The sequence below is a fragment of the Streptomyces sp. NPDC014891 genome (assembly GCF_043081085.1).
GTDB lineage: Bacteria > Actinomycetota > Actinomycetes > Streptomycetales > Streptomycetaceae > Streptomyces.
Map to the genome: position 1 here is coordinate 385,044 of NZ_JBIBWF010000005.1, position 25,919 is coordinate 410,962.

A 25,919-nucleotide genomic window follows, 5' to 3' on the forward strand; every position below is an offset into this window, starting at 1 on the left:
CGGAAACCCCTGCCGCCCGCCCGTCGTCAGTCGCGCGCCCGTACGCCCGTCAGCGCCGTGACCACCGGGTCCAGCGCCTGGTTGATCTCGTCGCCGATCGAGCGGAAGAAGGTGATCGGGGCGCCGTACGGGTCGTTGACCTCGTCGGCGTCCACCGAGGGGGCGAGGAGCCACCCGCGTAGCGCCGCCGCGGCGCGGACCAGGGCACGCGCGCGTTCCACCATGCCCTCGTCGCGGGCGTCCGGGAGCGTCGCCGGGTCGATCGCCCGGACCAGCCGGGTGAACTCCTTCAGGGTGAAGGTGCGCAGTCCCGCCGAGTGGCCCATCGAGATGACCTGCGCGCGGTGGTCGCGGGTCGCGGTGAGGACCAGGTCGGCGCGGATGACGTGCTCGTCGAGGAGTTCGCGGCCGACGAAGCCGCTGTAGTCCGCGCCGAAGTCGGCGAGGACCAGTTCCGCGTTCGTCTCCATCGGGGCGCCCTCGTGGCCCCACGTGCCCGCGCTCTCCACGATCAGGCCGCCGCCCAGGGGATCGCCGAGGCGGTCGCTCAGGGCATGGCGGGTCAGCCGCTCGGTGATCGGCGAGCGGCAGACGTTGCCGGTGCTGACGTGGAGGATGCGGAAGGTGCTGCTGTCGTCGAACCCCGCTATGCCACGCCCCTCAGGGGCGGTCAATTCGCCACCTCGAGGTCGGGTACGACCTTCCGGAGGTCCTCCGGCGAGAGCGCGCCCTCGCGCAGCAGCACCGGGACCCTGCCCGTGACGTCGACGATGGAGGACGGCACGATGCCGGGCGTCGGTCCGCCGTCCAGGTAGACGGAGACGGAGTCGCCGAGCATCTGCTGGGCCGCGTCGCAGTCCTCGGGGGACGGGTGGCCGGTGAGGTTCGCCGAGGAGACGGCCATCGGGCCGACCTCGGTGAGCAGCTCGATGGCGACCGGGTGCAGCGGCATGCGGATGGCGACGGTGCCCCGGGTGTCGCCGAGGTCCCACTGCAGGGACGGCTGGTGCCGGGCGACGAGGGTGAGGGCGCCGGGCCAGAAGGCGTCGACGAGTTCCCAGGCCTGCTCGGAGAAGTCGGTGACCAGACCGTGGAGGGTGTTCGGAGAGCCGATGAGCACGGGCGTGGGCATGGTGCGGCCCCGGCCCTTGGCGGAGAGCAGGTCAGCCACGGCCTCGCTGCTGAAGGCGTCCGCCCCGATCCCGTACACGGTGTCGGTGGGCAGCACGACGAGCTCGCCGCGGCGGACGGCGGACGCGGCCTCGCGCAGACCGGTCACGCGGTCGGTCGCCTCGTTGCAGTCGTATCGCCGTGCCATCAGTTCCCGGCCTCCTCGTACGCGTGGTTCGTCAGGGCAGTCGTGGCGGTGGCGCCGGTCGTGCGGCTCATGGCATGGCCTTGCGGGCGGTCGCGAAGCGCGGCCGGTTGTTCAGGTCCGGGTGGTCGGCGGCGTCCGCCCAGCCGGCCTCCTCGTTGAAGATCCAGGGCACCTGCCCGCCCTGGGTGTCCGCGTGCTCGATGACGACGAGGCCGCCGGGACGGAGCAGCCGGTGCGCGGTGCGCTCGATGCCGCGGATGGTGTCGAGGCCGTCCTCGCCGGAGAAGAGGGCCATCTCCGGGTCGTGGTCGCGGGCCTCGGGCGCCACGTACTCCCACTCGGTGAGCGGGATGTACGGCGGGTTCGAGATGACCAGGTCGACCTGTCCGTCCAGCTCGGGGAGCGCGCTGAGCGCGTCGCCCTGGTGGACGGTGACCCGGGAGCCCTCGGCGTTCTTCCGCGTCCACACGAGGGCGTCGTCGGAGAGCTCGACGGCGTGCACGCGCGAGCGCGGCACCTCCTGGGCCATCGCGAGGGCGATGGCGCCGGAGCCGGTGCAGAGGTCGACGATGAGCGGCTCGACGACGTCCATCGCGCGGACGGCGTCTATGGCCCAGCCGACGACCGACTCGGTCTCCGGGCGGGGCACGAAGACGCCCGGCCCGACCTGGAGCTCCAGGTACCGGAAGAAGGCCCGCCCGGTGATGTGCTGGAGGGGTTCGCGGGCCTCGCGGCGGGCGACCGTCTCCCAGTAGCGGGCGTCGAAGTCCGCGTCCTTGACGTTGTGGAGCTCCCCCCGCTTGACGCCGTGCACGAACGCGGCGAGCTCCTCCGCGTCGAAACGCGGTGAGGGAACGCCGGCGTCGGCCAGCCGCTGGGTGGCCTGGGCCACCTCGGCAAGCAGCAGGTTCACGCTGGTCCTCCGTGGTGCGGGGTGGGGCTTACGGAACGGGCGCCACTTACGCCGCGGCGAGCTTGGCGGCCGAGTCGGCGTCGACGCAGGCCTGGATCATCGCGTCCAGGTCGCCGTCGAGCACCTGGTCGAGGTTGTACGCCTTGAAGCCGACGCGGTGGTCCGAGATCCGGTTCTCCGGGAAGTTGTACGTGCGGATCTTCTCGGACCGGTCGACGGTGCGGACCTGGCTGCGGCGGGCGTCGGCGGCCTCGGCCTCGGCCTTCTCCTGGGCGGCGGCGAGGAGCCGGGAGCGCAGGATGCGCATGGCCTGCTCCTTGTTCTGGAGCTGGCTCTTCTCGTTCTGGCAGGAGGCGACGATGCCGGTCGGCAGGTGCGTGATGCGGACGGCGGAGTCGGTGGTGTTGACCGACTGGCCGCCGGGGCCCGACGAGCGGTAGACGTCGATGCGCAGGTCGTTGGCGTGGACCTCGACCTCGACGTCCTCGGCCTCGGGCGTGACGAGCACGCCGGCGGCGGAGGTGTGGATGCGGCCGGCGGACTCGGTGGCGGGCACGCGCTGCACGCGGTGCACCCCGCCCTCGTACTTCAGGCGCGCCCAGACGCCCTGGCCGGGCTCGGTGGCCCCGTTGCCGCCCTTGGTCTTCACGGCGACCTGGACGTCCTTGTAGCCGCCCAGCTCGGACTCGGTGGCGTCGATGATCTCGGTCTTCCAGCCGACGCGCTCGGCGTACCGGAGGTACATGCGGAGCAGGTCGCCGGCGAAGAGGGCGGACTCGTCGCCGCCCGCGCCCGCCTTGATCTCCAGGATGACGTCCTTGTCGTCGCTCGGGTCGCGCGGGACGAGGAGCAGGCGGAGCTTCTCGGTGAGCTCCTCCCGGTCCTTCTCCAGCTGCTTGACCTCGGCGGCGAAGTCCGGGTCGTCCTGAGCGAGCTCGCGGGCGGTCTCGATGTCGTCACCGGTCTGCTTCCAGGACCGGTAGGCGGCGACGATCGGGGTCAGCTCGGCGTAGCGCTTGTTCAGCTTGCGCGCGTTCGCCTGGTCGGCGTGGACCGAAGGGTCTGCGAGCTTCGTCTCGAGGCCGGCGTGCTCGCCGACCAGTTCCTCGACCGCCTCGAACATCGGGGGCTCCTGGGTTTTTCGTCAGTTGCTACGGGGACGGCAAAGCGCCGGTCCCGGCCGCCCGCGCGGGGCGACCGTGGACCGGCGCAGGGGCTCGCTACTTGGCGGAGCCGGCCTTGCCGAAGCGGGCCTCGAAGCGGGCGACGCGGCCGCCGGTGTCGAGGATCTTCTGCTTGCCCGTGTAGAACGGGTGGCACTCGGAGCAGACCTCGGCACGGATGGTGCCTTCGGTCAGGGTGCTCCGGGTGGTGAACGACGCGCCACAGGTGCAGCTGACCTGGGTCTCGACGTACTCGGGGTGGATCTCGCGCTTCAAGGTGTCTCCTAGTTTCGGGAGGGCTCCGGGTCGCTTCCGCAGGTCGCGGCAAGCGTGAACCGGGGCCGACGTACCAGTCTGCCAGGACCGGCCGCATCTCCCCAAACCGGGGTGAGGGCGAAAGTATTCCTGGGCCCCCGGCGGCGGTCGGCGGAGCCGTCCGCGCCGCCCCCGGGCAGCGGTCGGCGGACCCCTCCGCGCCGCCCCCGGCGGCGGCCTGCCGGCTACTTCACGATGCCGTCGGCCTGGCCGGTGGCGGCGTCCTCGGTCGCCGAGGCCGGGATCGGAAGGTCCTTCTTCAGGGCCGTCCAGACCTGCCGCGACTGGGCCTCCAGGGGCACCACGCGGTTGGGGTCGCGGGGGTCGTACTCGACGGGCAGCGTGACCATGTGCACGTTCTGGGCGCCGATTCCGGAGAGGCCCTTGGCGAAGCCCATCAGCTCCTGGACCGAGTCGAGCTCGGAGTCGGGGGTGATGGCCTTGGTGGCGGCGTCGGCCAGGTCGAGGAGCTTCTTCGGGTTGGTGAGGACGCCGACGTCCTTGACCTGGTTCATGAAGGCCTTCATGAAGGCCTGCTGAAGCTGGATGCGGCCGAGGTCGCTGCCGTCGCCGACGCTCTTGCGGGTCCGCACCAGGCCGAGGGACTGCTCGCCGTCGAGGGTGTGGGTGCCGGGCGCGAGGTCGAGGTGGCTCTTGCCGTCCTTGATGGGGGCGGTGGTGGTGATCTCCACCCCGCCGAGCTTGTCGATGAGCTTCTTGAAGCCGGTGAAGTCGACCTCGATGTAGTGGTCCATGCGGATGCCGGACATCGACTCGACGGTCTTGACGGCGCAGGCGGGGCCCCCGACCTCGTACGCCGTGTTGAACATGGCGCGCTGCTCGCCGGGGACGGCGGCGCCCTGGGCGTCGGTGCACTTCGGCCGGTCGACGAGGGTGTCGCGGGGGACGGAGACGACGCTCGCCCTCTTGTGGCCCTCGTAGACGTGGACGACCATCGCGGTGTCGGAGCGGGCGCCGCCCTCGTCCTTGCCGTAGGCGCCGTTGTCTCCGGAGCGGGAGTCGGAGCCGAGGACGAGGATGTCCAGGGAGCCGTTGTCGACGTCGTCGGGGCGGTCGGTGCCCAGCTGGGCGTTGATGTCGACGGTCTCGAGGTTGCCGTCGAGCTTGAAGTAGACGTAGCCGAGGCCCGTCCCACCGAGCACGAGGACGGCGAGGGCGCCGGAGACCAGCACGGCCGCCTTGCGGCTGCGCCTGGCGCGCTGCTTGCGGCGGCGGCCGTTCCCGGCGCCGGGTATTCGCCCGCTCTTGCTCTGCTCGGTCATCGCCATCCCTTGGGCCCTAGGTTCACCACATGTGACGGTGAAGCGCCCAAAAGGGTTGCATACGGGCCTGTGAGGTTTGGATGAGCGCGCGGCCGGGACAGCACTGCGCCCACCGTGCGGGGCACGGTGGGCGCAGTGGTTCACGCAGGTCACGACCGGGTCACGAGGCCGAGGCCCCGTTCGGGTCGGCGGACCGGAGTGTGACGCAGGTCACACTCCGGGCGCCTCAGTCGTCGTTCTTGCCGCCCGGCGTGGTCTTCTGGATCTGGAGCAGGAACTCGCCGTTCGACTTCGTCTGCTTCATCTTGTCGAGCAGCAGCTCGATCGCCTGCTGCTGGTCGAGCGCGTGCAGCACGCGACGCAGCTTCCAGGTGACCGCGAGCTCGTCGCTGCCGAGGAGGATCTCCTCCTTGCGCGTGCCCGAGGCGTCGACGTCGACGGCCGGGAAGATGCGCTTGTCGGCGAGCTTCCGGTCGAGCTTGAGCTCCATGTTGCCGGTGCCCTTGAACTCCTCGAAGATCACCTCGTCCATGCGCGAGCCGGTGTCGACCAGCGCGGTGGCCAGGATGGTCAGCGAGCCGCCGTCCTCGATGTTGCGCGCGGCACCGAAGAAGCGCTTCGGCGGGTAGAGCGCGGTCGAGTCGACACCACCGGACAGGATGCGGCCGGAGGCCGGCGCCGCGAGGTTGTACGCGCGGCCCAGACGGGTGATCGAGTCGAGCAGCACGACCACGTCGTGACCCAGCTCCACGAGGCGCTTGGCGCGCTCGATGGCCAGCTCGGCGACGGTGGTGTGGTCCTCGGCCGGACGGTCGAAGGTCGAGGAGATGACCTCGCCCTTCACCGACCGCTGCATGTCGGTGACCTCTTCCGGACGCTCGTCGACCAGGACGACCATCAGGTGGCACTCGGGGTTGTTGTGCGTGATCGCGTTGGCGATCGCCTGCATGATCATGGTCTTGCCGGTCTTCGGCGGGGCCACGATCAGACCGCGCTGGCCCTTGCCGATCGGCGACACGAGGTCGATGATCCGCGTGGTCAGCACGCCCGGGTCGGTCTCCAGGCGGAGCCGGTCCTGCGGGTAGAGCGGGGTCAGCTTGTTGAACTCGGGACGGCCGCGGCCGGAGTCGGCGGCCATGCCGTTCGCCGAGTCCAGGCGGACCAGCGCGTTGAACTTCTCGCGGCGCTCGCCCTCCTTCGGCTGCCGCACGGCGCCGGTGACGTGGTCGCCCTTGCGCAGGCCGTTCTTGCGGACCTGGGCGAGGGAGACGTACACGTCGTTCGGACCGGGCAGGTAGCCCGAGGTCCGGATGAACGCGTAGTTGTCGAGGATGTCGAGGATGCCCGCGACGGGGATCAGGACGTCGTCGTCGGCGACCTGCGGCTCGCCGGCCTGGAAGTCGTCACGGCCACGGCGTCCACGGCGGTCGCGGTAGCGGCCGCGGCGACCCCGGCGACCGCCCTCAGCGTCGTCGTAGTCGTCCTGCGGACCGGCCTGCTGGCCGCCCTGCTGGCCCTGGGACTGCTGACCCTGGCCGCCCTGGCGCTGGCGCTGGCCGCCCTGGCCGCCGCCCTGCTGCTCGTCGCCCTTGCCGCGGTCGCGCTGGCGGTCACGGCGGTCACGGCGGTCGCCGCGCTCCCCGCGCTCGCCGCGGTCACGGCGGCCACGGCCCTCGGCGCCGTCGACGGCGGCCTCGGCCTTGGCGTCGGCGCCCGCGTCGGCCTTGGCCTCGGTACGAGTCTCGGTCTTGACCGCCTGCGCGGCCTCGGCCTTGGTGTCGCCCTCCGGCGAACCGGCCGGAGCGGTGGCACGGCGGCGACGACGCTCGCCCGCGGGCTGGTCGTCGGAGGCCGGCTGGCCCGGGATGTCGATCTGCTGCTGGGCGACGGCCTTCTCGGCCTTGTCGACCTTGGGCTCGGCGGCCTCGGCAGCGGTCTCACCCGTACGGGCCTTGGCGGTGGTGCGGCGCTTGGGCTTGGTCTCGGCGGCGTCGGCGGCCTTGGCGGGGGCGGCGGAGCCTCCACCGGCCTGCGCCTCCTTGATGACCTCGATCAGCTGGCTCTTGCGCATCCGCGCGGTGCCCCTGATACCGAGGCCGGACGCGACCTGCTGCAGCTCGGCCAGGACCATGCCCTCGAGGCCGGTGCCGGAGCGGCGGCGCCGTGCGGTGCCGCCGGTGGCAGCACCTGCGGCGGGCGCGGCGGCGTCGACACTGCTGTCGGCAGTCACGCCCATCAGATCGGTGGTGTCGCTCACGAAGGGTCCTTCCCTGGAGCGGACGTCGGCCATCTGGCTCGGCGACCGGTTGTGCTGTCCGGCAGCGGTCCCGTGTGGGTGGACCGTGTCCGGGGCGGTGGTCCCGCCGGGTACGGCGGAGAGAGAACGTGCTGGGGTCCGGCCCGAGCGCCCCCTGCTCGGCCCTCACTGCTGAAGAGCGAGGGGTGTCGTGCCGGTTCCGGAGCGTGCTCGAAACTGCTCAGGCAGGCTGCTCAGGCAGTTGGGGAGGCTCCCGGAAGAATCGGTGGTCCCTGATGGGGACACTCAGCACCGCGCCACAAAGGCGCCGGGTGCTGACTTGAGGTTAACACTACCGGCTCCAACAAACATTCCCCCTCTCCCTCACCGGCAATCTCCTGTCCGGACGCTGCCCGGCGTCCGGCCGCCGTGCGCCTAGGGCGCCAGCGGAAGGACGCTCGCTCCGGAGGCGTCGAGGTCGAGCCGGTTCGCGGCCCAGCCCCCGCCCGCCAGGAGGGCGACCTTGTCGGCCGTCCCGTGTTCGGCCAGCGCGAGGACCGTGGGGCCCGCGCCGGAGATGACCGCGGGGACGCCGTCCGCCCGCAGCCGGTTCACCAGGGCGATGCTGTCGGGCATCGCGGGAGCCCGGTAGTCCTGGTGCAGCCGGTCCTCGGTGGCCGCGAGCAGCAGCTCGGGGCGCCTGGTCAGGGCCTCGACGAGGAGGGCGGCGCGCCCGGCGTTGGCGGCGGCGTCCACATGCGGGACGGTGCGCGGCAGGAGTCCGCGGGCGGTCTCGGTCAGTACCGGCTTCCCGGGGACGAAAACCACCGGAACGATGGAATCCGAGGGATCCATCCTGATGGCCCGCGCGGCACCGGACTCGGTCCAGGCGAGCGTGAATCCGCCGAGGAGGCAGGCGGCGACGTTGTCGGGGTGGCCCTCGATCTCGGTGGCCAGCTCCAGCAGGGCGGCCTCGTCGAGCCGGGCGTCCCCGCCTATGGTCACCGCGCGGGCGGCGACGATGCCGGCGCAGATGGCGGCGGAGGAGGAGCCGAGGCCGCGGCCGTGCGGGATGCGGTTGGCGCAGACGACCTCGAGGCCGCGCGGCTGTCCGCCGAGCAGGTCGAAGGCCGTGCGCAGGGAGCGTACGAGGAGGTGGCTCTCGTCGCGCGGGAGCGTCTCGGCGCCCTCGCCCGCGATGTCGACGTGCAGCCCGGAGTCGGCGACACGGACGACCACGTCGTCGTAGAGCCCCAGCGACAGGCCGAAGGCGTCGAAGCCCGGACCGAGATTGGCGCTGGTGGCGGGGACGCGCACCCGTACGGCGGCGGCGCGGAACGCTGGACCGGCCATCGCTCGATGACTCTCCTTGATTGCGACAACGGGTTGTTCTGGAACAGCGGGTGTTTCAGAAGGTGTTTCGGCGGGTGTTTCACGAGAAGTACCGGGAACCCGGGGGCCGTTTCAGCCACGGAGGCGACGACGGCAACGACACCGCGCATATGCGGCGGGACGGGTTCGGTACAGCCTATCGAAGGAAGGTTCTGCCGCGACATAGGGCGCACAGGAGGCGCACGATGCGTGTCGCGAGCCAACCTGTGCGCCTATGTACGTTCCTGATCGGGTTTCGATCAGCACGTTTCCCCGCGCGGAGGGGTGAGGATCAGGCCAGACCGAGGCGCTCGGCCGCGGCCGCCGCGTCGACCGGGACGGTGACCGGCTGGGGCGCGCCGGCGACGGCCCAGTCGGGGTCCTTGAGGCCGTTTCCGGTCACCGTGCAGACGATCCGCTGCCCGGGGTCGACCTTGCCCTGCTCGGCCGCCTTCAGCAGACCGGCGACCGAGGCGGCCGAGGCGGGCTCGACGAAGACGCCCTCCTGAGCGGCCAACAGGCGGTAGGCGCGCAGGATCTCACGGTCCGTCACCTCGTCGATGAAGCCGCCCGACTCGTCGCGCGCGGCGAGCGCGTAGTCCCACGAGGCCGGGTTGCCGATGCGGATCGCGGTGGCGATCGTCGACGGGTCCTTGACGACCTCGCCGCGCACCAGCGGGGCGGAGCCGGAGGCCTGGAAGCCCCACATGCGCGGGCGGTGGGTCGCGAGGCCGTCCTCGGCGTACTCGCGGTACCCCTTCCAGTACGCCGTGATGTTGCCGGCGTTGCCCACGGGCAGGACGTGGATGTCGGGCGCGTCGCCCAGCATGTCCACGATCTCGAAGGCGGCGGTCTTCTGGCCCTCGATGCGGACCGGGTTGACCGAATTGACCAGCGCCACCGGGTAGTTCTCCGAGAGGCTGCGGGCCAGGGTGAGGCAGTCGTCGAAGTTGCCGTCGACCTGGAGGATCTTCGCGCCGTGCACGAGTGCCTGGCCCATCTTGCCGAGCGCGATCTTGCCCTGCGGCACGAGGACGGCCGACACCATGCCGGCGCGGACCGCGTAGGCCGCGGCGGAGGCGGAGGTGTTGCCGGTGGAGGCGCAGATGACGGCCTGCGCGCCCTCCTCCTTGGCCCGGGTGATGGCCATGGTCATGCCCCGGTCCTTGAAGGATCCGGTGGGGTTGGCGCCCTCGACCTTGAGGTGCACCTCGCAGCCCGTGCGCTCGGAGAGGACCTGAGCGGGTACGAGCGGCGTGCCGCCCTCACGGAGCGTGACGACCGGCGTCGTGTCCGTGACCGGAAGGCGGTCCCGGTACTCCTCGATGATGCCGCGCCACTGGTGGGTGCCCTTGTGGGTCATGGGTCCTTTACTCCCCTTCAACACGCATGATGCTGGCGACACCGCGCACGGTGTCGAGCTTGCGCAGCGCCTCGACGGTCCCGGAGAGGGCGGCGTCGGGCGCGCGGTGGGTGACGACGACGAGGGAGGCCTCGCCGTCCTTGCCCTTCTGGCGCACCGTATCGATGGATACGCCGTGCTCGGCGAAGACCGTCGCGACCTGGGCGAGCACGCCCGGCTTGTCGGCCACGTCGAGACTGATGTGGTACCGCGTGACGACCTCGCCCATGGAGCTCACGGGCAGCTGGGTGTACGCGGACTCGCCGGGGCCCGTCGCCTCGTTGAGACGGTTGCGGCAGACGGCGACGATGTCGCCGAGTACGGCGGAGGCGGTCGGCGAGCCGCCCGCCCCGGGGCCGTAGAACATGAGCCGCCCGGCGGCCTCCGCCTCCACGAAGACCGCGTTGTACGCCTCGCGGACGGAGGCCAGCGGGTGGCTGAGCGGGATCATCGCCGGGTGCACGCGGGCGGTGACGGACTCGCCGTCGGCGGCCCGCTCGCAGATGGCGAGCAGCTTGATGGTGCAGCCCATCTGCTTGGCGGAGGCGAAGTCGGCCGCGGTGACCTCGGTCATGCCCTCGCGGTAGACGTCGTCCAGGCGGACGCGCGTGTGGAAGGCGATCCCGGCGAGGATGGCGGCCTTGGCGGCGGCGTCGAAGCCCTCGACGTCGGCGGTCGGGTCGGCCTCGGCGTACCCGAGGGCGGTGGCCTCGTCGAGCGCCTCGGAGTAGCCGGCGCCGGACGTGTCCATCTTGTCGAGGATGAAGTTCGTCGTGCCGTTGACGATGCCCATCACGCGGTTGATCTTGTCGCCGGCGAGGGACTCGCGCAGCGGGCGGATCAGCGGGATGGCGCCGGCGACGGCGGCCTCGTAGTAGAGGTCCTGGCCGTGCTCCTGGGCGGCGGCGTAGAGGCTCGCGCCGTCCTGGGCGAGCAGCGCCTTGTTCGCCGAGACGACCGAGGCGCCGTGCTCGAACGCGGTGGTGATGAGGGTGCGGGCCGGCTCGACCCCGCCGATGACCTCGACGATCACGTCGATGTCGCCGCGTTTGACGAGGGCGGTGGCGTCGGTGGTGATCAGCTCCGGGGCGATGCCCTCGCGGACCTTGTCCGCGCGGCGGACCGCCACGCCGGCGAGCTCGACCGGGGCGCCGATGCGCGCGGCGAGGTCGTCGGCGTGCGTCGTCATGATGCGCGCCACCTCTGAGCCGACCACTCCACAGCCCAGCAGCGCCACCTTCAGCGGACGCGTACGCATCATCCGACCTCTTTCCCGTCCTACTTCGTATCTCTACGTTCGAGTCTCTGCGGTTCTCAACGGTGGAACCAGTCTCACTCACCGGACGGGGGTTTCAGCCCCTCGTCCGGATCCTGAGACATCTATTTCATCACTCGACTATTTCATCACCCGACGTCGAGACGCAGGAGATCTTCCTCCGTCTCGCGGCGCACGATGACCCGCGCCTCTCCGTCGCGGACGGCGACGACGGGCGGCCGGAGCGCGTGGTTGTAGTTGCTGGCCATGGACCGGCAGTAGGCGCCGGTGGCCGGCACGGCGATGAGGTCGCCGGGCGCCAGGTCCGAGGGCAGGAAGGCGTCCCGTACGACGATGTCGCCGCTCTCGCAGTGCTTGCCGACGACCCGGGAGAGCATCGGCGCGGCGTCGCTGGTCCGCGACACGAGGTTGACGGTGTACTCGGCGTCGTACAGCGCGGTGCGGATGTTGTCGGACATGCCGCCGTCGACGCTCACGTACGTCCGCAGCCCTTCGAGCGGCTTGACGGTGCCGACCTCGTACAGGGTGAAGGCGGTGGGGCCGACGATGGCGCGCCCGGGCTCGACGGAGATCCGGGGGGTACGGAGCCCGGCGGCCTCGCACTCGCGCGTCACGATCTCGTTCAGCGCCTTGGCGATCTCGTGCGGCTCGCGCGGGTCGTCCTCGGAGGTGTACGCGATGCCGAGGCCGCCGCCGAGGTCGATCTCGGGCAGCTCGACGCCGTGCTCGTCGCGGACCTCGGCGAGCAGCTGGACGACGCGCCGCGCGGAGACCTCGAAGCCGGCCATGTCGAAGATCTGCGAGCCGATGTGCGAGTGGATGCCGATGAACTCCAGGCCGTCCAGCTTGAGCGCCCGGCGGACGGCCTCGGCGGCCTGGCCGCCGGCGAGCGCGATGCCGAACTTCTGGTCCTCGTGGGCGGTGGCGATGAACTCGTGGGTGTGGGCCTCGACGCCGACGGTGACGCGGATCTGCACGGGCTGGCGGCGCCCGAGGGACTGCGCGACGTGCGCGACGCGCACGATCTCCTGGAAGGAGTCGAGGACGATCCGCCCCACGCCGGCCTCGACGGCCGTACGGATCTCGTGCTCGCTCTTGTTGTTGCCGTGGAAGGCGATGCGCTCGGCGGGCATCCCGGCGGACAGCGCGGTGGTGAGCTCGCCCCCGGAGCACACGTCGAGGTTCAGTCCCTCTTCCTTGAGCCACTTCACGACCGCCCGGGAGAGGAAGGCCTTCCCGGCGTAGAAGACGTCGGCGTCCGGGCCGAAGGCCTCGGCCCAGGCGCGGCAGCGGCCGCGGAAGTCGGCCTCGTCGAGGAAGTAGGCGGGGGTCCCGAACTCCTCGGCGAGGTCGGTCACGCTCAGCCCGCCGACGGTGGCGACACCGCGCTCGTCACGCTCCACGGTCCGCGACCACACCTTGGGGTCGAGGACGTTGAGGTCGGCGGGGGGAGCGGTGTAGTGGCCCTCGGGAAGGACGTCGGCGTGGCGAGGGCCTGCGGGGTGGGCGGAACGACTCATGTCTGAACTCTTTCAAATCCGTTCGGGTGCGCTGATGCCGAGCACGGAGAGGCCACCGGCGAGCACCGTCCCGGCGGCTTCGGCGAGCGCGAGCCGGGAACGGTGGGCGGCCGAGGGTTTCTCGTCGCCGAGCGGCAGAACGGTGTGCTGGAACGCGAGCAGCGCGTCGGCGGTGACTTCCAGGTGCCGGGCGACCCGGTCGGGGGCGCGGTGGCGGGCGGCGGCGAGGAGGACGACGGGGTGGTCGCCGAGGGCGCCGAGGAGTTCGGGTGCGTCGACGGCGGTGTCGTACGCGGGCCCGAACCCGAGCTGTGCGGCGTTGGCGATCAGCCGCCGGACGCGGGAGTGGGCGTACCGCACACGGAAGAGAGGATTGCGCTCGTGCTGCACGAGCAGCGGCGCCCCGTCGAGCGGCCGATCCTGGGGGGCGGCCCGCAGCAGGGCCCACCGTGCGGCATCGACACCGAGGAGGTCCGGCTGGTAGGGGCCGGGGTGGACGTGGATGCGCTCGTCGCGGGGGGCGGGGGCGGCAGGGTCGGCTTCGCGGGGGGCGGGGTCGTTCGACCCGGGGTGCGCGGGGATCCGCTCGTCGGCGGGGACTCCCCCGTCGTCCGCCCGACGCCCGCGAAGGGCGGCGTCGGCGCCCTGGCTCCGGAGCAGCCGGACGACGGTCTCGGTGACGAGCAGGGCGCGCGACTCCGTCAGGTCGGCGAAGCGGACGGTGACGCCGGCGAGGGCGGTACCGCTTCCGTACGCGCCCCCGGCCTCGCGGACGGCCCGCACGAGGTCGCCGGCGGCGTCGGACCGGAGGGTGAAGTTCAGGAAGCCGGGCCCGGTGACGGCGACGTCGCGGAGCCCGGGGGCGCCCCGGAGGCGCTCTTCGAGGATCCCGGCGACGTCGAGGGCACTGCGCCCGGCGGACCGGGCGAGGGTGAGGGCCACGTTGCTGGCGTAGTCGCCGACACCACCGGGCCGGGCCCGCTCGACCTTGACGACCGGGGGGACGTCGACCCGCAGCGCACCGTCGTCGACCGCGCGGCGCACGGCGTGCAGCACGGTGAGGGAGAGGTCCGCGGGGGTCACGGGACAAGCGTAGGGGAGGAGGGGGGTCGGAACGCGAACCGGTTTCGCGATGCGGTCACCCGGGACGCGGGCGAGAGGGAGAGGGAGAGGGAGTGGGAGTGGGAGATGGATGCCGGCGAAGGTCGACGGCGGGGGGCCGGGGCGAGCGGCGGGTGGGCACGAGCAAGAGATCGCTGCGAGCGCGCGGGTCCAGAGGAGACGCGAGGGGGATCCGAGCAAGTGCGGGACACCAGGGGGCCGAGGGGGGCGGAGCAAGCGGGGGGATCAGTGCGAGCGGGGGGTCGTTCCGGCGCGGCGGGGATCCTGGGAGTCGTCGACTGCGGCCGGATCCTCGCCTCCGTCGGTGCCGGCCCCGTCGGGCCGCTCGCGCCGCTCGCGGTGCATGAGCTGCCGGACGACGCGGACGAGCTCGGAGGGCTCGAAGGGCTTGGCGAGGAAGGCGTCGACGCCCGAGGCGACCCCGCCGGAGACCTCGCCCTCGCCGCAGGCGCTGATGATCGCGACGGGGAGGTGCCTGGTCCGAGGGTCGGCGCGGAGCCGTTCGGCGGTCTTGATCCCGTCCAGGCGGGGCATGACGACGTCCAGGGTGACGACATCAGGACAGACCTGATGCACGACATCCAGACACTCGGCACCATCGGCCGCGGTCACGACCTCGAACCCCTCGAGTTCGAGATTGACCCTGATCAACTGCCGGATCACCTTGTTGTCGTCGACAACGAGCACCCGACCGGACGCGCCTGACACACGGACGAGAGTAGGCCGCCCTCGACGGCCGCGTCCGGGTTTTGCCCACTTCTGACCCGTGCGGGGGACCCCGCCCCTGGTGACACCCCGGAAATACCTGTTCACAGCCACTCCCGCGGAGCTGGTAGGGTTCTACCCGTCGCCGCCGAACGCGGCGGACGCCCCCGTAGCTCAGGGGATAGAGCAACGGCCTCCGGAGCCGTGTGCGCAGGTTCGAATCCTGCCGGGGGCACTTCGCAGGAAGTGCCACACAGACCCCGTGATCAGCGGAAACGCTGAGAACGGGGTCTTGTTGTATCTGCGGGCCGGTCCCGCCTGCGGCTCAGCCGGGGTGGCCTGGGTTCGTGGTCGGGTTCGTCAGTCCGCTGTCACTCCCCAGTACGCGATGTTCGTCGGGGTGCCGTTCGCGTACAGGACCGTGCAGTTGCCCTGGGCTCGGTCCGGGTACGGGAGGGCTCCTGTGTCCAGGGCTCTGGTCCATTCCTCCTCGGTGGGTCGGGCCGTCGGGGACCAGGTGCGGACCTCGGCGTCCGTCAGCGGGCGCATGTACGGGTGGTCGCCGCGGTCCGTCGCCTCCGTTGTGCGGGGGAAGTCCAGCACCGACGCCGTGCCGACCGTGTAGACGTACTCGTTCCAGTCCGGGTCCTGCCACAGCTCCTCGATCGCGCGGCCCCCGAAGCCGTGGCCGTTCGCCGCCAGGCTCGCCTCCTGCGCCTGCCGGAATGCCGCCGCCAGATCCGGCTGGTACGGGCCCGTCTGCGTCCACGCGTTGCCGCCCATGCTGTGTCCTCTCCCCCTGGTCGTTCCCAAGGGTCCGCAGCGTAGGCGGGGGCACTGACAGCTCCCGCCGGCGTTCCAGGTCGGGTCGTTCCCTCAGCCGGTGAGTTCGGGTACCAACGCGTCTTCCTCGTCCCGGAGTTCCAGGCCGTAGCCGTACCCGGGCGAGGCGCGGGTGCTCCAGCCCGCGGCGGCGAGGCGCGCGGCCGCCGTCGAGGCGTCTCGGCAGCCGCCCCGGAGCGGGGGCGGTTCGTTGCGGGTGCGCGGACCGGGCGGTATTACGCTTTCACCGGATCGCTTTCGGAGTGCCGGCATGACGGGGTGTCGCGTACGTCCCGGAGCTTCCGCAGTCGGTCGGCCGGGGGCCTGAGTCGGGGGGAACTGTGGCGGGAGAGTCCGTGTCCAGGCGTACCGCCAAGAAGTGCGAACGGCTGTGGCGGGAGGGGGTCACACTGCTCCGGCTCGGTCAGTACGACGCCGCCGCCGTGCGGTTCACCGAGGTGCTGGAGTACGACCCCACCGCCGCCGACGCCTGGTTGGGGCTGCACGCCACCGGGCGGTCCCAGGCCGAGGCCGTCGAGGCCATGGGGCGGTACCGGCACGCCTTCGGCGAGCTGCGGAACAGGTGTGCGCTGACCGTCCGTTCGCGCTTCGACCTCGGTCTCTACGTCTCCTTCCGGCTGGAGACCTCGCGTGACCTCTGGCTCGCCGGCATGGCGCAGCGGCTCTCCGCCGGGCAGGTCGACGAGGCCGAGCCCGCGCTGCTCACCGCCGTCCTCGACTGCGACGAGACGCGCTTCCTCTGCACCCGGTACGCCTACCTCAAGCAGAACTGGCCGCTGGTGCTGGAGTTCTCCCGCGGCATCGAGGCCTCCTTCCTGCGCGACGAGGCCCAGTTGTACGTCGGGTACGCGCTCGCCCGCCAGGGGGTGTTCCACGAGGTCCTCCGCACCATGGCGCCGCTCCCCCACGCGCTGGAGCGCGGCGGCCGCTTCGACGGCGAGGTCGCCTACCTCCGCGGGCTCGCGTACGAGGGAACCGGCGACGACCGGGAGGCGCTGCGGCAGTTCCAGTACGCCTTCCGCTGCTTCCCCGGGCTCGCCGACGTCGCCCGGCGCGCCCAGGTCCAGGCACCGGCCCAGGCCCCGGTCCGCGCACCCGCCCCGGACGCGGCTGCCCTCGCCCCCGCCGGGGAGCGCCCCGGCGACGCCGCCGCCGATCCCCGGCTCGACGAGGCGCTCGCGCGGCTCGACGGGATGATCGGGCTCGAACCGGTCAAGCGGCAGGTCAGGACCCTCGTCGCCCAGCTGCGGATGGCCACGGTCCGGCGGGAGCAGGGGCTGCCGACGACCGCCGGACCCCAGCACTTCGTGTTCGCCGGGCCGCCCGGCACCGGGAAGACGACCGTGGCCCGCATCATCGGCGACGTCTTCGCCGGACTCGGCATGCTGGAGTCGGGCGCGCTCGTCGAGACCTCGCGGGTCGACCTCGTGGGCGAACACCTCGGGTCGTCTGCCGTGAAGACGAAGGCCGTCATCGACTCCGCCCTGGGCGGCGTCCTCTTCGTCGACGAGGCCTACGCGCTGCACAACACGGGCTACTCCGGGGGCGACGCCTTCGGCAAGGAGGCCTTGCAGGTGCTGCTCAAGCGGGCCGAGGACGACCGCGACCGGCTCGTCGTCGTCCTGGCCGGGTATCCGGACGAGATGGCCGAACTCCTGTCGACGAACCCGGGCCTCACCTCCCGTTTCAGTACGCGGATCGACTTCCCCTCGTACTCGGCGGAGGAACTCCTCCGGATCGCCCACGGTGTGCTCGGGGCGCAGGGCGATGTCGTGGACGAGGACGCCGCCGCGGTCCTCCACTCCCATTTCCGGAGCGTCGTCCGGGACGGGCTCGTCGACCGGCTGGGCAACGGGCGCCTCGCCCGCGAGCTGTGCCGCAAGGCCGCCTCGTGCCGCGACCTGCGGCTGTACGACACCCACGGCGGGCACGCGACCCCCAGCCGGGAGGATCTCGTCACCGTGCGCGTCGCCGACGTCAACGCCGCGTTCGAGGAACTGCGTTCCGCCGGCGGCCCGCCCGCGAGGTGAGGGCGGAGCCCCGCGTACGTGGGCGGGAGTAGACCCCCGTGGGTGGTGGTGATTGCTGTTCGCCGGGTCTGATTCCGGTGCGGCGGGAGGCTTCCGGCTTCGTACCTCGGCTGCCGGTGACCGGACCCAGGCCTCCGCGGCGGGCTCCTTCGCCCGCCGCGGCCCGCCTCACGCCGAGCGCTTGCCCTGGGTCGTCTTCTTCGCCGTCGTCTTCCTGGCGGTCGTCTCCTTCGCCGTCGTCGCCTTCGCCGCCGTCTTCTTGCTCGCCGTCTTCTTCGCCGCCGTCTTCTTCGCGGTCGTCTTCTTGGTCTCGGCGCTCTTCGCCGTGCTCTTGCCCGCCGCGGTCTTCGCCGTCGACTTGCGTGCCGGGGCCGCCGCCTTCCTGGCCGCCGTCTTCGACGTGGACTTCTTGGTGTCCGTGGCCTTGGGTGTCGCCCGCGGCTTGAGTTCGGTGACCACCGCGTCCTCGCCCCGGGCCTCCTTCGCCGCCCGCACGCTGTTCTCCAGGGCGGCCATCAGGTCGATCACCTGGCCGCCGCCGGTCTCCTCGCCCGTCTCCGGGGGTGCGACGCCCGCGCCGCCCTCCGCCTTCGCCGCGATCATCTCCTCGACCGCCGTGCGGTAGTCGTCGTGCAGGGTGCTCATGTCGACCTCGCCCAGGGTGGCCATCAGGGCGTCCGCGAGGTCGAGTTCGGCGTCCCGTACGCTCACCGGGTTCTCCGGGGCCACGCCCTCGGGCGCGCGGATCTCGTCCGGCCAGAGCAGGCCGTGCATCGCGATGACGTCGTCCACCACGCGGAGCATGCCCAGGCGTTCGCGGCCGCGGAGGGCGTACTTGGCCACGGCGACCTTCTCGCTGCGCTTCAGGGCCTCGCGGAGCAGGGTGTACGGCTTGGCCGCGGGCACGCCGTTCGCCGAGAGGTAGTACGCGGCGTCCATCTGCAGCGGGTCGATGTCGCCGGCCGGTACGAAGGCCACGATCTCGATCGTCTTCGCCGTGGGGAGCGGCAGCGAGGCCAGGTCCTCCTCGGTGATCGGGATCATCGTCCCGTCGGCGTCCTCGTACGCCTTGCCGATCTCGGCCTGCGTGACCTCCTCGCCGTCGAGCTCGCACACCTTCTTGTAGCGGACGCGCCCGCCGTCCTCGGTGTGGATCTGCCGGAAGGAGACGGACCGGCTCTCGGTGGCGTTCACCAGTTTGATCGGGATGCTGACCAGGCCGAAGGATATGGCGCCGTTCCAGATGGATCGCACAGACGTTCCCTTCGGGTCGGATCAGATCGTCGGATCAGGTCGTTTCGTCATGCCCGCTTTGTCGTGAATCGTGGGATTCTCATCGTATGACGCCTCTCACGGAGGTGGAGGGGCGGCGCCTGGCGCTCAGCAACCTGGAGAAGGTGATCCACCCGGTCACCGGCACCACCAAGGGCGAGCTGCTCCACTACTACGCGACCGTCGGGCCCGCGATCCTGCCGCATCTGCGCGACCGCCCGGTGTCCTTCCTGCGCTATCCGGACGGTCCCGACGGGCAGCTCTTCTTCACGAAGAATCCGCCGCCCGGCACACCCTCCTGGGTGAGGACCACCCCGGTGCCGCGCTCCGAGGACCCCCGGGCCCGGCAGGTGGTCGTCGAGGACCTCGCCTCGCTGATGTGGGCCGCGAACCTGGTCGTGGAGTTCCACACGCCGCAGTGGCCCGCCTCCTCCCCCGCCGTCGCCGACCGGCTCGTGTTCGACCTCGACCCCGGGGCGCCCGCGACGGTCGTCGAGTGCTGCCGCGTCGCCCTCCATCTGCGCGGCCGGCTCGCCGAGGACGGGCTGGAGGCCTTCGCCAAGACCTCCGGCTCCAAGGGGCTGCACCTGCTCGTCCCGGTGGTGCCCACGCCCTCGGCGCTGGTCTCGGCGTACGCGCGCACGCTCGCCGTCGAGGCGGAGGCGGCGCTGCCGGGGCTGGTCGTGCACCGGATGGCCCGGGCCCTGCGGCCCGGGAAGGTCTTCGTCGACCACAGTCAGAACGCCGCCGCCAAGACCACGGCCACCCCCTACACCCTGCGGGCCCGGCCCCTCCCCATGGTGTCGGCGCCCGTCACGTGGGAGGAGGTCGAGGACTGCGCCGAGGAGGCCGCGGACCCCGGCTCCCTCGTCCACCTCATGGATGACATCGCGCCACGTCTTGAGCGCTACGGGGATCTCCTCGCGCCACTTTTCGCGCCCGAACGGGCGGGAGAGGTGCCGTGAACCGGCCCGGGACCCACCCGGAACCGGCCTCGGAAGGCGGCGCGAACGGGGCCGGGGCGCACGCCCCGGGCGGGAACGACGGCCGCGCGAGCGCCGGTGGCGGGGCTCCGGGCGGGCGTCACGGGCAGCCGGGAGCCGCCGCCGGTGCGGCGAGTGGCACTCAGGGCCGCGGCGCGGACCTCAACCGCGCGGGACGCCCAGGGCTCCGTACCGCCGCAGCCCCGGGAGCCTCCGCAGCCCCCTCCGGAACCCGGGCGCGGGAGGCCCGCGAAGCCGCCGCGCCCCCGTCCCCGGCCCCGGCAGGCGGTCCGTGACCGTGCCCGAGCATCCGCAGCAGTCCGGACCGCGGCCCGGTGACCTGGTGCTTCCCCCGCCCCTCGACGTCATGCGGCCCCGGTCCGCCGACGAGATCCCCGCTCAGGGAGCGCCGCCCCGGGAGGTCCAGTACTCGCTCAAGCTCGACGGGTTCCGCGCGCTCGCCTTCGTCCTGGGCGACGGGAAGGTCGTGCTCCAGTCGCGGTCCCGGCGGGACCTCGCGCCCGAGTTCCCCGCGATCGCCGCCCACCTGCGGGACCAGCTGCCGCCCGGCATCGTCCTCGACGGCGAGCTGTGCGCCTACCGCGACGGGCGGCTGAGCTTCACCGACCTGCTGCGCTCCCCCGCGGACCGGGCGCGGGCCGGTGTCCCGGTCTCGTACATCGCCTTCGACCTGCTCGCCGTCCCGGGGCGCGACGTCCGGCCGCTGCCGCTGCGCGACCGGTGGGAGCTGCTCGGGACGGCGCTCAGCGACACCGGGCCGCCGCTCCAGCGGGTGCTGGCCACCCTGGACGAGGAGACCGCGCGCGGATGGTTCCGCGACCTGCGGGACGCCGGGGTCGAGGGGATCGTCGCGAAGGCCCTGGACTCCCCCTACCGGGCCGGTCCCACCTGGGCCTGGCGGAAGATCCGGCACGCGGAGACCAGCGACGGCCTGCTGCTCGGCGTCGTCGGGCCGCCCGGCCGGCCCCGGACCCTGGTCGTACGGCTCGCGGACGGCCGTACGGTCTCCACCTCGCCCCGGCTGACCCCGGCGCAGTCGCGCGAGGTGGGCGCCCTGGCCGCGGACCGCGCCGGGCCGCTCTTCCAGGACCCGGAGCACGGTCCGGTGCGGTGGATCGACCCGCCGCTCCCGGTCGAGCTCCGGCAGCTCGCCGTGCGGCAGCGGCAGGAGAACGCGACCTTCGTCCGCGTCCGGTCCGAGTGACAGCCGGCCTCCGGGCGCCTCCCGGGGGCGGCACGGAGTGCAACTGCCCCACTGCGCACCGCACATGGCGCAAACAGAACGCAACAGGGGCCCTGTCCGCGCCCGGTGTCGCGGGTAAGGCCTTGCCGCCCTTCCAGTGGTGCACACTTGCTGCCTGGTACAGGGCTCACGGGGAAGGCGGCCTGCAGATGCTGACGGGGATCGAGGAGGTCGACTGGGCCTCACTGGGGCATGCGTACGGCCCCGCGGACGACGTGCCGGAGCTGCTCCGCGGACTCGCCTCCGCCGATCCCGCCGAGCGGGAGACGGCCCTCGACGGCATGTACGGGGCCGTGCACCACCAGGGCGACGTCTACGACTCCACCCTGGCCTGCATCCCCTTCCTCCTCGAACTCGTCGCCGACCCGGCCGTCGAGGACCGCGGCTGCATCGTCGAACTGCTCACCAGCATCGGCGGGATCGAGCTCGAAGACGACGAGGAGATCGACGAACTCGACGCGGAGGGCGAGGAGTTCATCCCCGCCGCCAACTACGCGATGGCCGCCGCGGCGATCGCCGCCGGCGCCGACGTCTTCCTCGGGCTGATCTCCGACCCCGACCCCGAGGTACGGCTCGCCGCCCCCTGCGCGCTCGCCTCGCTGCACCCCGAGCCCGCGCGGGTGCTGACCCTGCTGCGGGAGCGGCTCACCGTCGAGCGGGACACCGAGGTGCGGCTCGCCCTGGTCGCCGCCGTCGGGCGGATCGCCCTGCGGCACGCCTCGCTGCGCGCCGAGACCGTCGACTGGCTCGGCTGGCTCGCCCGTGCCGCCCAGGATCCGGGGCTGCGGCTCGCGGCCCTCGCCCAGCGGGCGCGCTGCGCGCCCGGCGACATCCCGGAGGACATCGTGCCGTGGGTGACGGGGCTCCTCGAGGAGATCCGGACCTCGGCCTCGGGGCCGGCCGGGGGCGGCGGCGAGCGGGCCGCGACGCCGACCCTCATCGGGCAGGTCCGCGAGCTGCTGGAGGAGCACGCCGCCGGGCGCCCCGCACCCTGGACGGAGGAGCTGCTCCGGACGCTGCACGCGGCGCTCGACGACCGGGTCGACGACCGCATCGCGCTGATCGAGGCACAGCTCCGGAGCCCCGACTGGGGTCAGCGGTCGGACGCGATCTGGCTGTGCGGCGGGCTGATACGGGTCTGGCGGGGGCGGTACGAGGAGATCGTCCGGCTCGTCGGCGCCCAGCTCGACGACCCCGAGCCGCGGCTGCGGGAGGCCGCTACCTCCTTCCTGGAGCGGCTCTTCGAGCTGGGCGGCCCGGCCGCCGACGCGCTCGCGGCCCGTCTCGCCGTGGGACCCGCGGGGGCGGCGCCGGCCGGGCCCGGCGGGGCCGGCGGTCGGGGCACGCGCGGCGGCGGTGCCCAGGGCGGCGGTTTCGTCGGACGGTCCGGGCGCGACGGCGCCCTGCTCGCGCTGGCCCGCGCCGGGGACACCCGCGCCGTGCCGCTGCTCGCCCGCGCCCTGGAGGAGCGGGAGGTGCGGCGCGAGCTGCTGTACGCCATGGACGGGCTCGGGCCGTCGGCCGCCATGCTGGCGCCGCTGCTGCGGCGCCGGCTCGCGGAGGTGGAGCTCGACGAGCGGCTCTACGACCGGGCCGCGCCCCTGCTGTACGCCCTCGCGGCGGTACGGGGCTCCCAGGCCGTGCCGGAGGTCCTGCGGGTCCTGCGCGGAGCGCCGGCGAACCGGCGCGACTGGGTCCGCGAGTCCGCGCTGCGGACCCTCGCGGCCTTCGGGCCCGCGGCCGGGGAGGCCGTCCCGGACATGCGCGGGCTCCTGGGGGCCGACTCGGCCACGGTCGCCACGGCGGCCGCGCGGGCCCTGTGGGCGGCCGAGGGCGATCTGGGCGAGGTCCTGGCCGCCCTGGAGCGGTGGCTGCGGCCCGGTGCCTCGGGCGCGGACTGGTGTTCCGCCGCCCAGGCCCTCGGGGACATCGGCCCGGCCGCCGCCTCGGCGGCCGCCGCTCTCAGAACCGGCCTGGCCTCGCGGGACCTGTGGGTGCGGGTCCGGAGCGCCGCGGCCCTGTGGCGGGTGTCCGGGGACGCGGCGCCGGCTCTTCCGGTGCTGGTCGCGGCCTGGGAGGAGAACCGGCACGCGCGCGTGGACGTGGCCGAGTGCCTGGCGGAGATGGGTCCGGCCGCCGCGGAGGCGCAGCTGCTGATCCTCACCGAGCTGACGCGCAGGCGTCGCCACAACGCCCGCGAGGGCGCCTCGGGCAGCCATGACATCCACGTCGACGAGAAGCTCCTGACCGTGTGCCGGGCCGCGCTCGCGCGGATGGAGCGGGGCGGGTTCTAGCCCGGGCGGGACGGCGGGTCCGCGGAGGACTCGGCCGACGGGTCGGCGGCGATCCGTGGGCGGCGGGGCGGCGGACGACGGAGAGGCGGACGACGACCGCGACGGGTGCGCGGCGGCAGGCGGCGCGGCGACCAGCGACCGGCTGCAAGCGGCAGGCGCGGCGACCGGCTGCAAGCGGCAGGCGGCACGGCGACCGGCTGCAAGCGGCAGGCGCGGCGACCGGCTGCAAGCGGCAGGCGGCACGGCGACCGGTACGTGGCGCCCTGACCCCGGCCGACAGCAGCCGTGACCGGTACCTCGCTCCGTGAACCCCGGCCGACAGCAGCCGTGACCCCCTGCCGGGCAGTGGGGCCGCCGGTCCATGAGTAGACAAAAAGGACTTCCATCCGAATAAGGTCTACTGGAAGCAGGCCCGGACCCGGTCCGCCGTCCGATCCCCCGGTCGGCCCCGCCGGACTCCCGGCCGCACCCGTCGATCGACTCGTACGAGGAGCAGTGTGAAACCGCGCGGAACGCAGTTCGCCGCCGGTGTCCTGTGCGCCCTCGTGCTCGGCGGCGCCGTCGGCTGCGGGCGCGGCGAGGGCGGGCTCCAGAGCGCCGGGGCCACCCCGCCGGCCGCCGGCCCCGTACGGCTCTGGCCCGACCTGCCGCCCGCCACGGACCCGCCGATCGACTACGGCGAGTCCGACACCGAGCGCGTCCCCGGCGTCCAGGTCCCCGACAACGACGTCCACTCCGTCGACGCGATCGCGGTGGTCGCCGCCGAGGTGCGCGCCCACCCCGGCACGTACAGCGGCCCCGACGGCATGTACGCGGAGACCGCCCGCGCCGTGAAGGCCTGCGGCACCGCGCCGGCCGCCTGTCCGGTGATGCGGCCGTACTACCGCGACCTCACCGGCAACGGCCGGGACGAGCTGATCGTCGGCGTCCGGATGCCCGACCAGCAGGTCGGCGTGCGCGTCTACCTCGCCGAGAACGGCGGGCTCACCCGCATCATGTCCACCGTCGACCAGGTCATCAGCGTGGAGCTGGCCGGCCGCGACCTGATCATGCGCGTCGCTTCGGCGGGCATCCCCGGGTACGAGTACCGCACCGCCTGGTCCTGGGACGAGCAGCAGCACAGCATGCTGCCCACCCGCGACGAGATCGTCCGGGTGAAGCCGGGCCGCACCGCGGCACCGGCCGTCCCGGAGCCCCGCCTGGTCAGCCCGGCTCCGGCGGTCCCCGCCCCGGCCTCGCCCCCGGCGCCGCTCCCGGTCCCGCCCGACGCGGCCCCGCCCGCCGAGCCGAGCCCGTGAGGGCGCCCCGGCTGCCCGCCTGGACCGCGACCCTCACCTGGAAGGCCGCCGTCTTCATCGCGGTGATGTGCTGCGCCCTGGCCGCGCTCCTCGGCATCCTCGTGCACGTCTCGGTGACCGGCCAGACGGTGAACGACTCCCGGGAGAAGGCGCTCGCCCGGCTCACCGACGTCACCCGGCTCTACGAGGCCGGCGAGCCGCTGCCGCGGTTCGCCGGGGTCGATCCGCCCGGGCTTCCGGCCTCCCTCCGCGCGCTGGCCGTCCGGGGCGAGCGCGGCACGCTGGTCGCCGACGACCGGGGCCGGCCGACGATGTGGGCGGCGGGCCCGGCGGACGGCCGCGCCCTGGCCGTCCGGGTCGACTACACGCAGAGCGCCGAGACGATCGACGCCCTCGACCGCTCGATCCTCGGCTCCTCCGTCCTCGCGATCGGGGCGACGCTGCTCGTCGGCGCCTTCGCCGTCACCCGGGTCACCCGGCGGCTGCACCTCACCGCCCAGGTGGCCCGCCGGATCAGCGCGGGCGACCTCGACGCGCGCGTCGACGACCCGCGCACCCAGGACTCCTCGCGTCCCCAGGACGAGGTGGCCACGGTGTCGGGCGCACTCGACACGATGGCGTCCTCGCTCCAGAGCAAGCTGCAGAGCGAGCAGCGGTTCACCGCCGACGTGGCACACGAGCTGCGCACCCCGCTGACCGGGCTGTCGGCGGCGGCCGAGCTGCTGCCGGAGGGGCGGCCCTCGGAGCTGGTACGGGACCGGGTGCGGGCGATGCGCGGGCTGACCGAGGACCTGCTGGAGATCTCACGGCTCGACGCCCGCAACGAGACGGTGGACCTCGCCGTGCACGAACTCGGCCCGCTCGCCGAGCGGGTGGTGCGCGCCTCGGGGACCGGGACCGAGGTCCGGGTCCTCCGGGACGCGACCGTGGAGACGGACCGGCGGCGGCTGGAGCGGGTGCTGGGCAACCTGATCGCCAACGCCCACAAGCACGGGGCGCCGCCGGTGGTGCTGACGGTGGACGGTCCGGTGGTGTCCGTGCGGGACCACGGGCCCGGCTACCCGGCGTACCTGCTGGAGTCGGGGCCGCAGCGGTTCCGCACGGAGAGCGGCGGCAAGGGCCACGGTCTCGGGCTGACGATCGCGGTGGGGCAGGCGGAGGTGATCGGCGCCGAGCTCGTCTTCGCCGCCGCGGCCGACGGCGGGGGCGCCGAGGCACGGCTGCGGCTGCCGGAGTACGTGAGCCTGGCGGAGCCGACGGCGGAGGACTGACCGGGAAGGTGCGCGGCCCGGGCAGACCGCAGACGGCACA

The 25,919-nt window shown here is 73.0% G+C and carries 21 protein-coding genes and 1 tRNA gene; 7 read left to right on the forward strand and 15 right to left on the reverse strand.

All coding sequences use genetic code 11. From position 1 onward, the window contains the following. Positions 1-26: 26 nt before the first annotated feature. The 13 genes from ACF09E_RS17040 to ACF09E_RS17100 all read right to left on the reverse strand — a co-directional run bounded on the left by ACF09E_RS17040 (position 27) and on the right by ACF09E_RS17100 (position 14,627). Complete coding sequence (locus ACF09E_RS17040) at positions 27-674, reverse strand: protein-tyrosine-phosphatase (protein WP_392205897.1); 648 nt, start codon at positions 672-674, stop codon at positions 27-29. Beyond that, positions 671-1,318: an L-threonylcarbamoyladenylate synthase gene (locus ACF09E_RS17045; protein WP_392205898.1), complete on the reverse strand. Its 648-nt coding sequence runs from the start codon at positions 1,316-1,318 to the stop codon at positions 671-673. Before ACF09E_RS17045 ends, ACF09E_RS17040 begins: the two co-directional genes overlap by 4 nt. A 67-nt stretch (positions 1,319-1,385) precedes the next feature. After that, positions 1,386-2,231 carry a peptide chain release factor N(5)-glutamine methyltransferase gene (gene prmC / locus ACF09E_RS17050; RefSeq protein ID WP_015036198.1) on the reverse strand — a complete coding sequence of 282 codons (846 nt, stop codon included), beginning with the start codon at positions 2,229-2,231 and terminating at the stop codon, positions 1,386-1,388. A 46-nt stretch (positions 2,232-2,277) separates the two neighbouring features. After that, a complete protein-coding gene (gene prfA / locus ACF09E_RS17055) occupies positions 2,278-3,354 on the reverse strand; it encodes a peptide chain release factor 1 (protein ID WP_361851602.1) in 1,077 nt (358 codons plus the stop codon). Positions 3,355-3,451: 97 nt separating this feature from the next. After that, a complete protein-coding gene (gene rpmE, locus ACF09E_RS17060; RefSeq protein WP_030321069.1) occupies positions 3,452-3,670 on the reverse strand; it encodes a 50S ribosomal protein L31 in 219 nt (72 codons plus the stop codon). A 224-nt stretch (positions 3,671-3,894) separates the two neighbouring features. Further along, the gene (locus tag ACF09E_RS17065) at positions 3,895-4,992 is read right to left on the reverse strand and encodes an LCP family protein (RefSeq protein ID WP_388793497.1); all 1,098 of its coding nucleotides are present in this window, start codon (positions 4,990-4,992) and stop codon (positions 3,895-3,897) included. 226 nt (positions 4,993-5,218) lie between these two features. Further along, positions 5,219-7,249 (reverse strand): transcription termination factor Rho, encoded by a 2,031-nt coding sequence (gene rho / locus ACF09E_RS17070; RefSeq protein ID WP_392205899.1) that lies wholly within the window; start codon positions 7,247-7,249, stop codon positions 5,219-5,221. Positions 7,250-7,663: 414 nt separating this feature from the next. Then, positions 7,664-8,581, reverse strand: coding sequence for a homoserine kinase (thrB, locus tag ACF09E_RS17075; RefSeq protein WP_392205900.1), 918 nt, complete (start codon positions 8,579-8,581; stop codon positions 7,664-7,666). 310 nt (positions 8,582-8,891) lie between these two features. Next, positions 8,892-9,962, reverse strand: coding sequence for a threonine synthase (gene thrC / locus ACF09E_RS17080; RefSeq protein WP_361857138.1), 1,071 nt, complete (start codon positions 9,960-9,962; stop codon positions 8,892-8,894). Positions 9,963-9,969: 7 nt separating this feature from the next. Further along, entirely contained in the window at positions 9,970-11,262 is a 1,293-nt protein-coding gene (locus tag ACF09E_RS17085) for a homoserine dehydrogenase (RefSeq protein WP_361857135.1), read from the reverse strand. A 143-nt stretch (positions 11,263-11,405) separates the two neighbouring features. Continuing rightward, positions 11,406-12,797 (reverse strand): diaminopimelate decarboxylase, encoded by a 1,392-nt coding sequence (lysA, locus tag ACF09E_RS17090; RefSeq protein WP_392205901.1) that lies wholly within the window; start codon positions 12,795-12,797, stop codon positions 11,406-11,408. A 12-nt stretch (positions 12,798-12,809) separates the two neighbouring features. After that, positions 12,810-13,880 (reverse strand): ArgS-related anticodon-binding protein NrtL, encoded by a 1,071-nt coding sequence (gene nrtL / locus ACF09E_RS17095; RefSeq protein WP_392205902.1) that lies wholly within the window; start codon positions 13,878-13,880, stop codon positions 12,810-12,812. 264 nt (positions 13,881-14,144) lie between these two features. Next, complete coding sequence (locus ACF09E_RS17100) at positions 14,145-14,627, reverse strand: response regulator (RefSeq protein ID WP_392205903.1); 483 nt, start codon at positions 14,625-14,627, stop codon at positions 14,145-14,147. A gap of 160 nt (positions 14,628-14,787) precedes the next feature. Between ACF09E_RS17100 and ACF09E_RS17105 the strand changes: the two genes are divergently transcribed. Continuing rightward, positions 14,788-14,859: transfer RNA gene (locus ACF09E_RS17105), tRNA-Arg, on the forward strand. A 125-nt stretch (positions 14,860-14,984) separates the two neighbouring features. On the opposite strand, the gene ACF09E_RS17110 is transcribed toward ACF09E_RS17105, so the two are convergent. Further along, positions 14,985-15,407, reverse strand: a complete 423-nt coding sequence (locus ACF09E_RS17110; RefSeq protein WP_392205904.1) for a hypothetical protein — start codon at positions 15,405-15,407, stop codon at positions 14,985-14,987. Between the two features lie 395 nt (positions 15,408-15,802). Here ACF09E_RS17110 and ACF09E_RS17115 point away from each other — a divergent pair, with 395 nt between their 5' ends. Continuing rightward, entirely contained in the window at positions 15,803-17,497 is a 1,695-nt protein-coding gene (locus ACF09E_RS17115) for an AAA family ATPase (protein WP_392205906.1), read from the forward strand. Positions 17,498-17,665: 168 nt separating this feature from the next. Here the strand turns inward: ACF09E_RS17115 and ACF09E_RS17120 are convergent, their stop codons facing one another. Beyond that, positions 17,666-18,751: a Ku protein gene (locus ACF09E_RS17120; protein WP_392205907.1), complete on the reverse strand. Its 1,086-nt coding sequence runs from the start codon at positions 18,749-18,751 to the stop codon at positions 17,666-17,668. An 86-nt stretch (positions 18,752-18,837) separates the two neighbouring features. Between ACF09E_RS17120 and ligD the strand changes: the two genes are divergently transcribed. The 5 genes from ligD to ACF09E_RS17145 all read left to right on the forward strand — a co-directional run bounded on the left by ligD (position 18,838) and on the right by ACF09E_RS17145 (position 25,879). Next, a complete protein-coding gene (gene ligD / locus ACF09E_RS17125; RefSeq protein WP_392205908.1) occupies positions 18,838-19,734 on the forward strand; it encodes a non-homologous end-joining DNA ligase in 897 nt (298 codons plus the stop codon). A gap of 310 nt (positions 19,735-20,044) precedes the next feature. Beyond that, positions 20,045-20,977 carry a DNA ligase gene (locus ACF09E_RS17130; RefSeq protein ID WP_392205909.1) on the forward strand — a complete coding sequence of 311 codons (933 nt, stop codon included), beginning with the start codon at positions 20,045-20,047 and terminating at the stop codon, positions 20,975-20,977. Positions 20,978-21,165: 188 nt separating this feature from the next. Then, on the forward strand, positions 21,166-23,310 hold the full coding sequence (locus ACF09E_RS17135; RefSeq protein ID WP_392205910.1) for a PBS lyase: 2,145 nt from the start codon (positions 21,166-21,168) through the stop codon (positions 23,308-23,310). 497 nt (positions 23,311-23,807) lie between these two features. After that, positions 23,808-24,608, forward strand: coding sequence for a hypothetical protein (locus tag ACF09E_RS17140; protein ID WP_392205912.1), 801 nt, complete (start codon positions 23,808-23,810; stop codon positions 24,606-24,608). After that, entirely contained in the window at positions 24,605-25,879 is a 1,275-nt protein-coding gene (locus ACF09E_RS17145; protein WP_392205913.1) for an ATP-binding protein, read from the forward strand. Before ACF09E_RS17140 ends, ACF09E_RS17145 begins: the two co-directional genes overlap by 4 nt. Positions 25,880-25,919 lie beyond the last annotated feature (40 nt).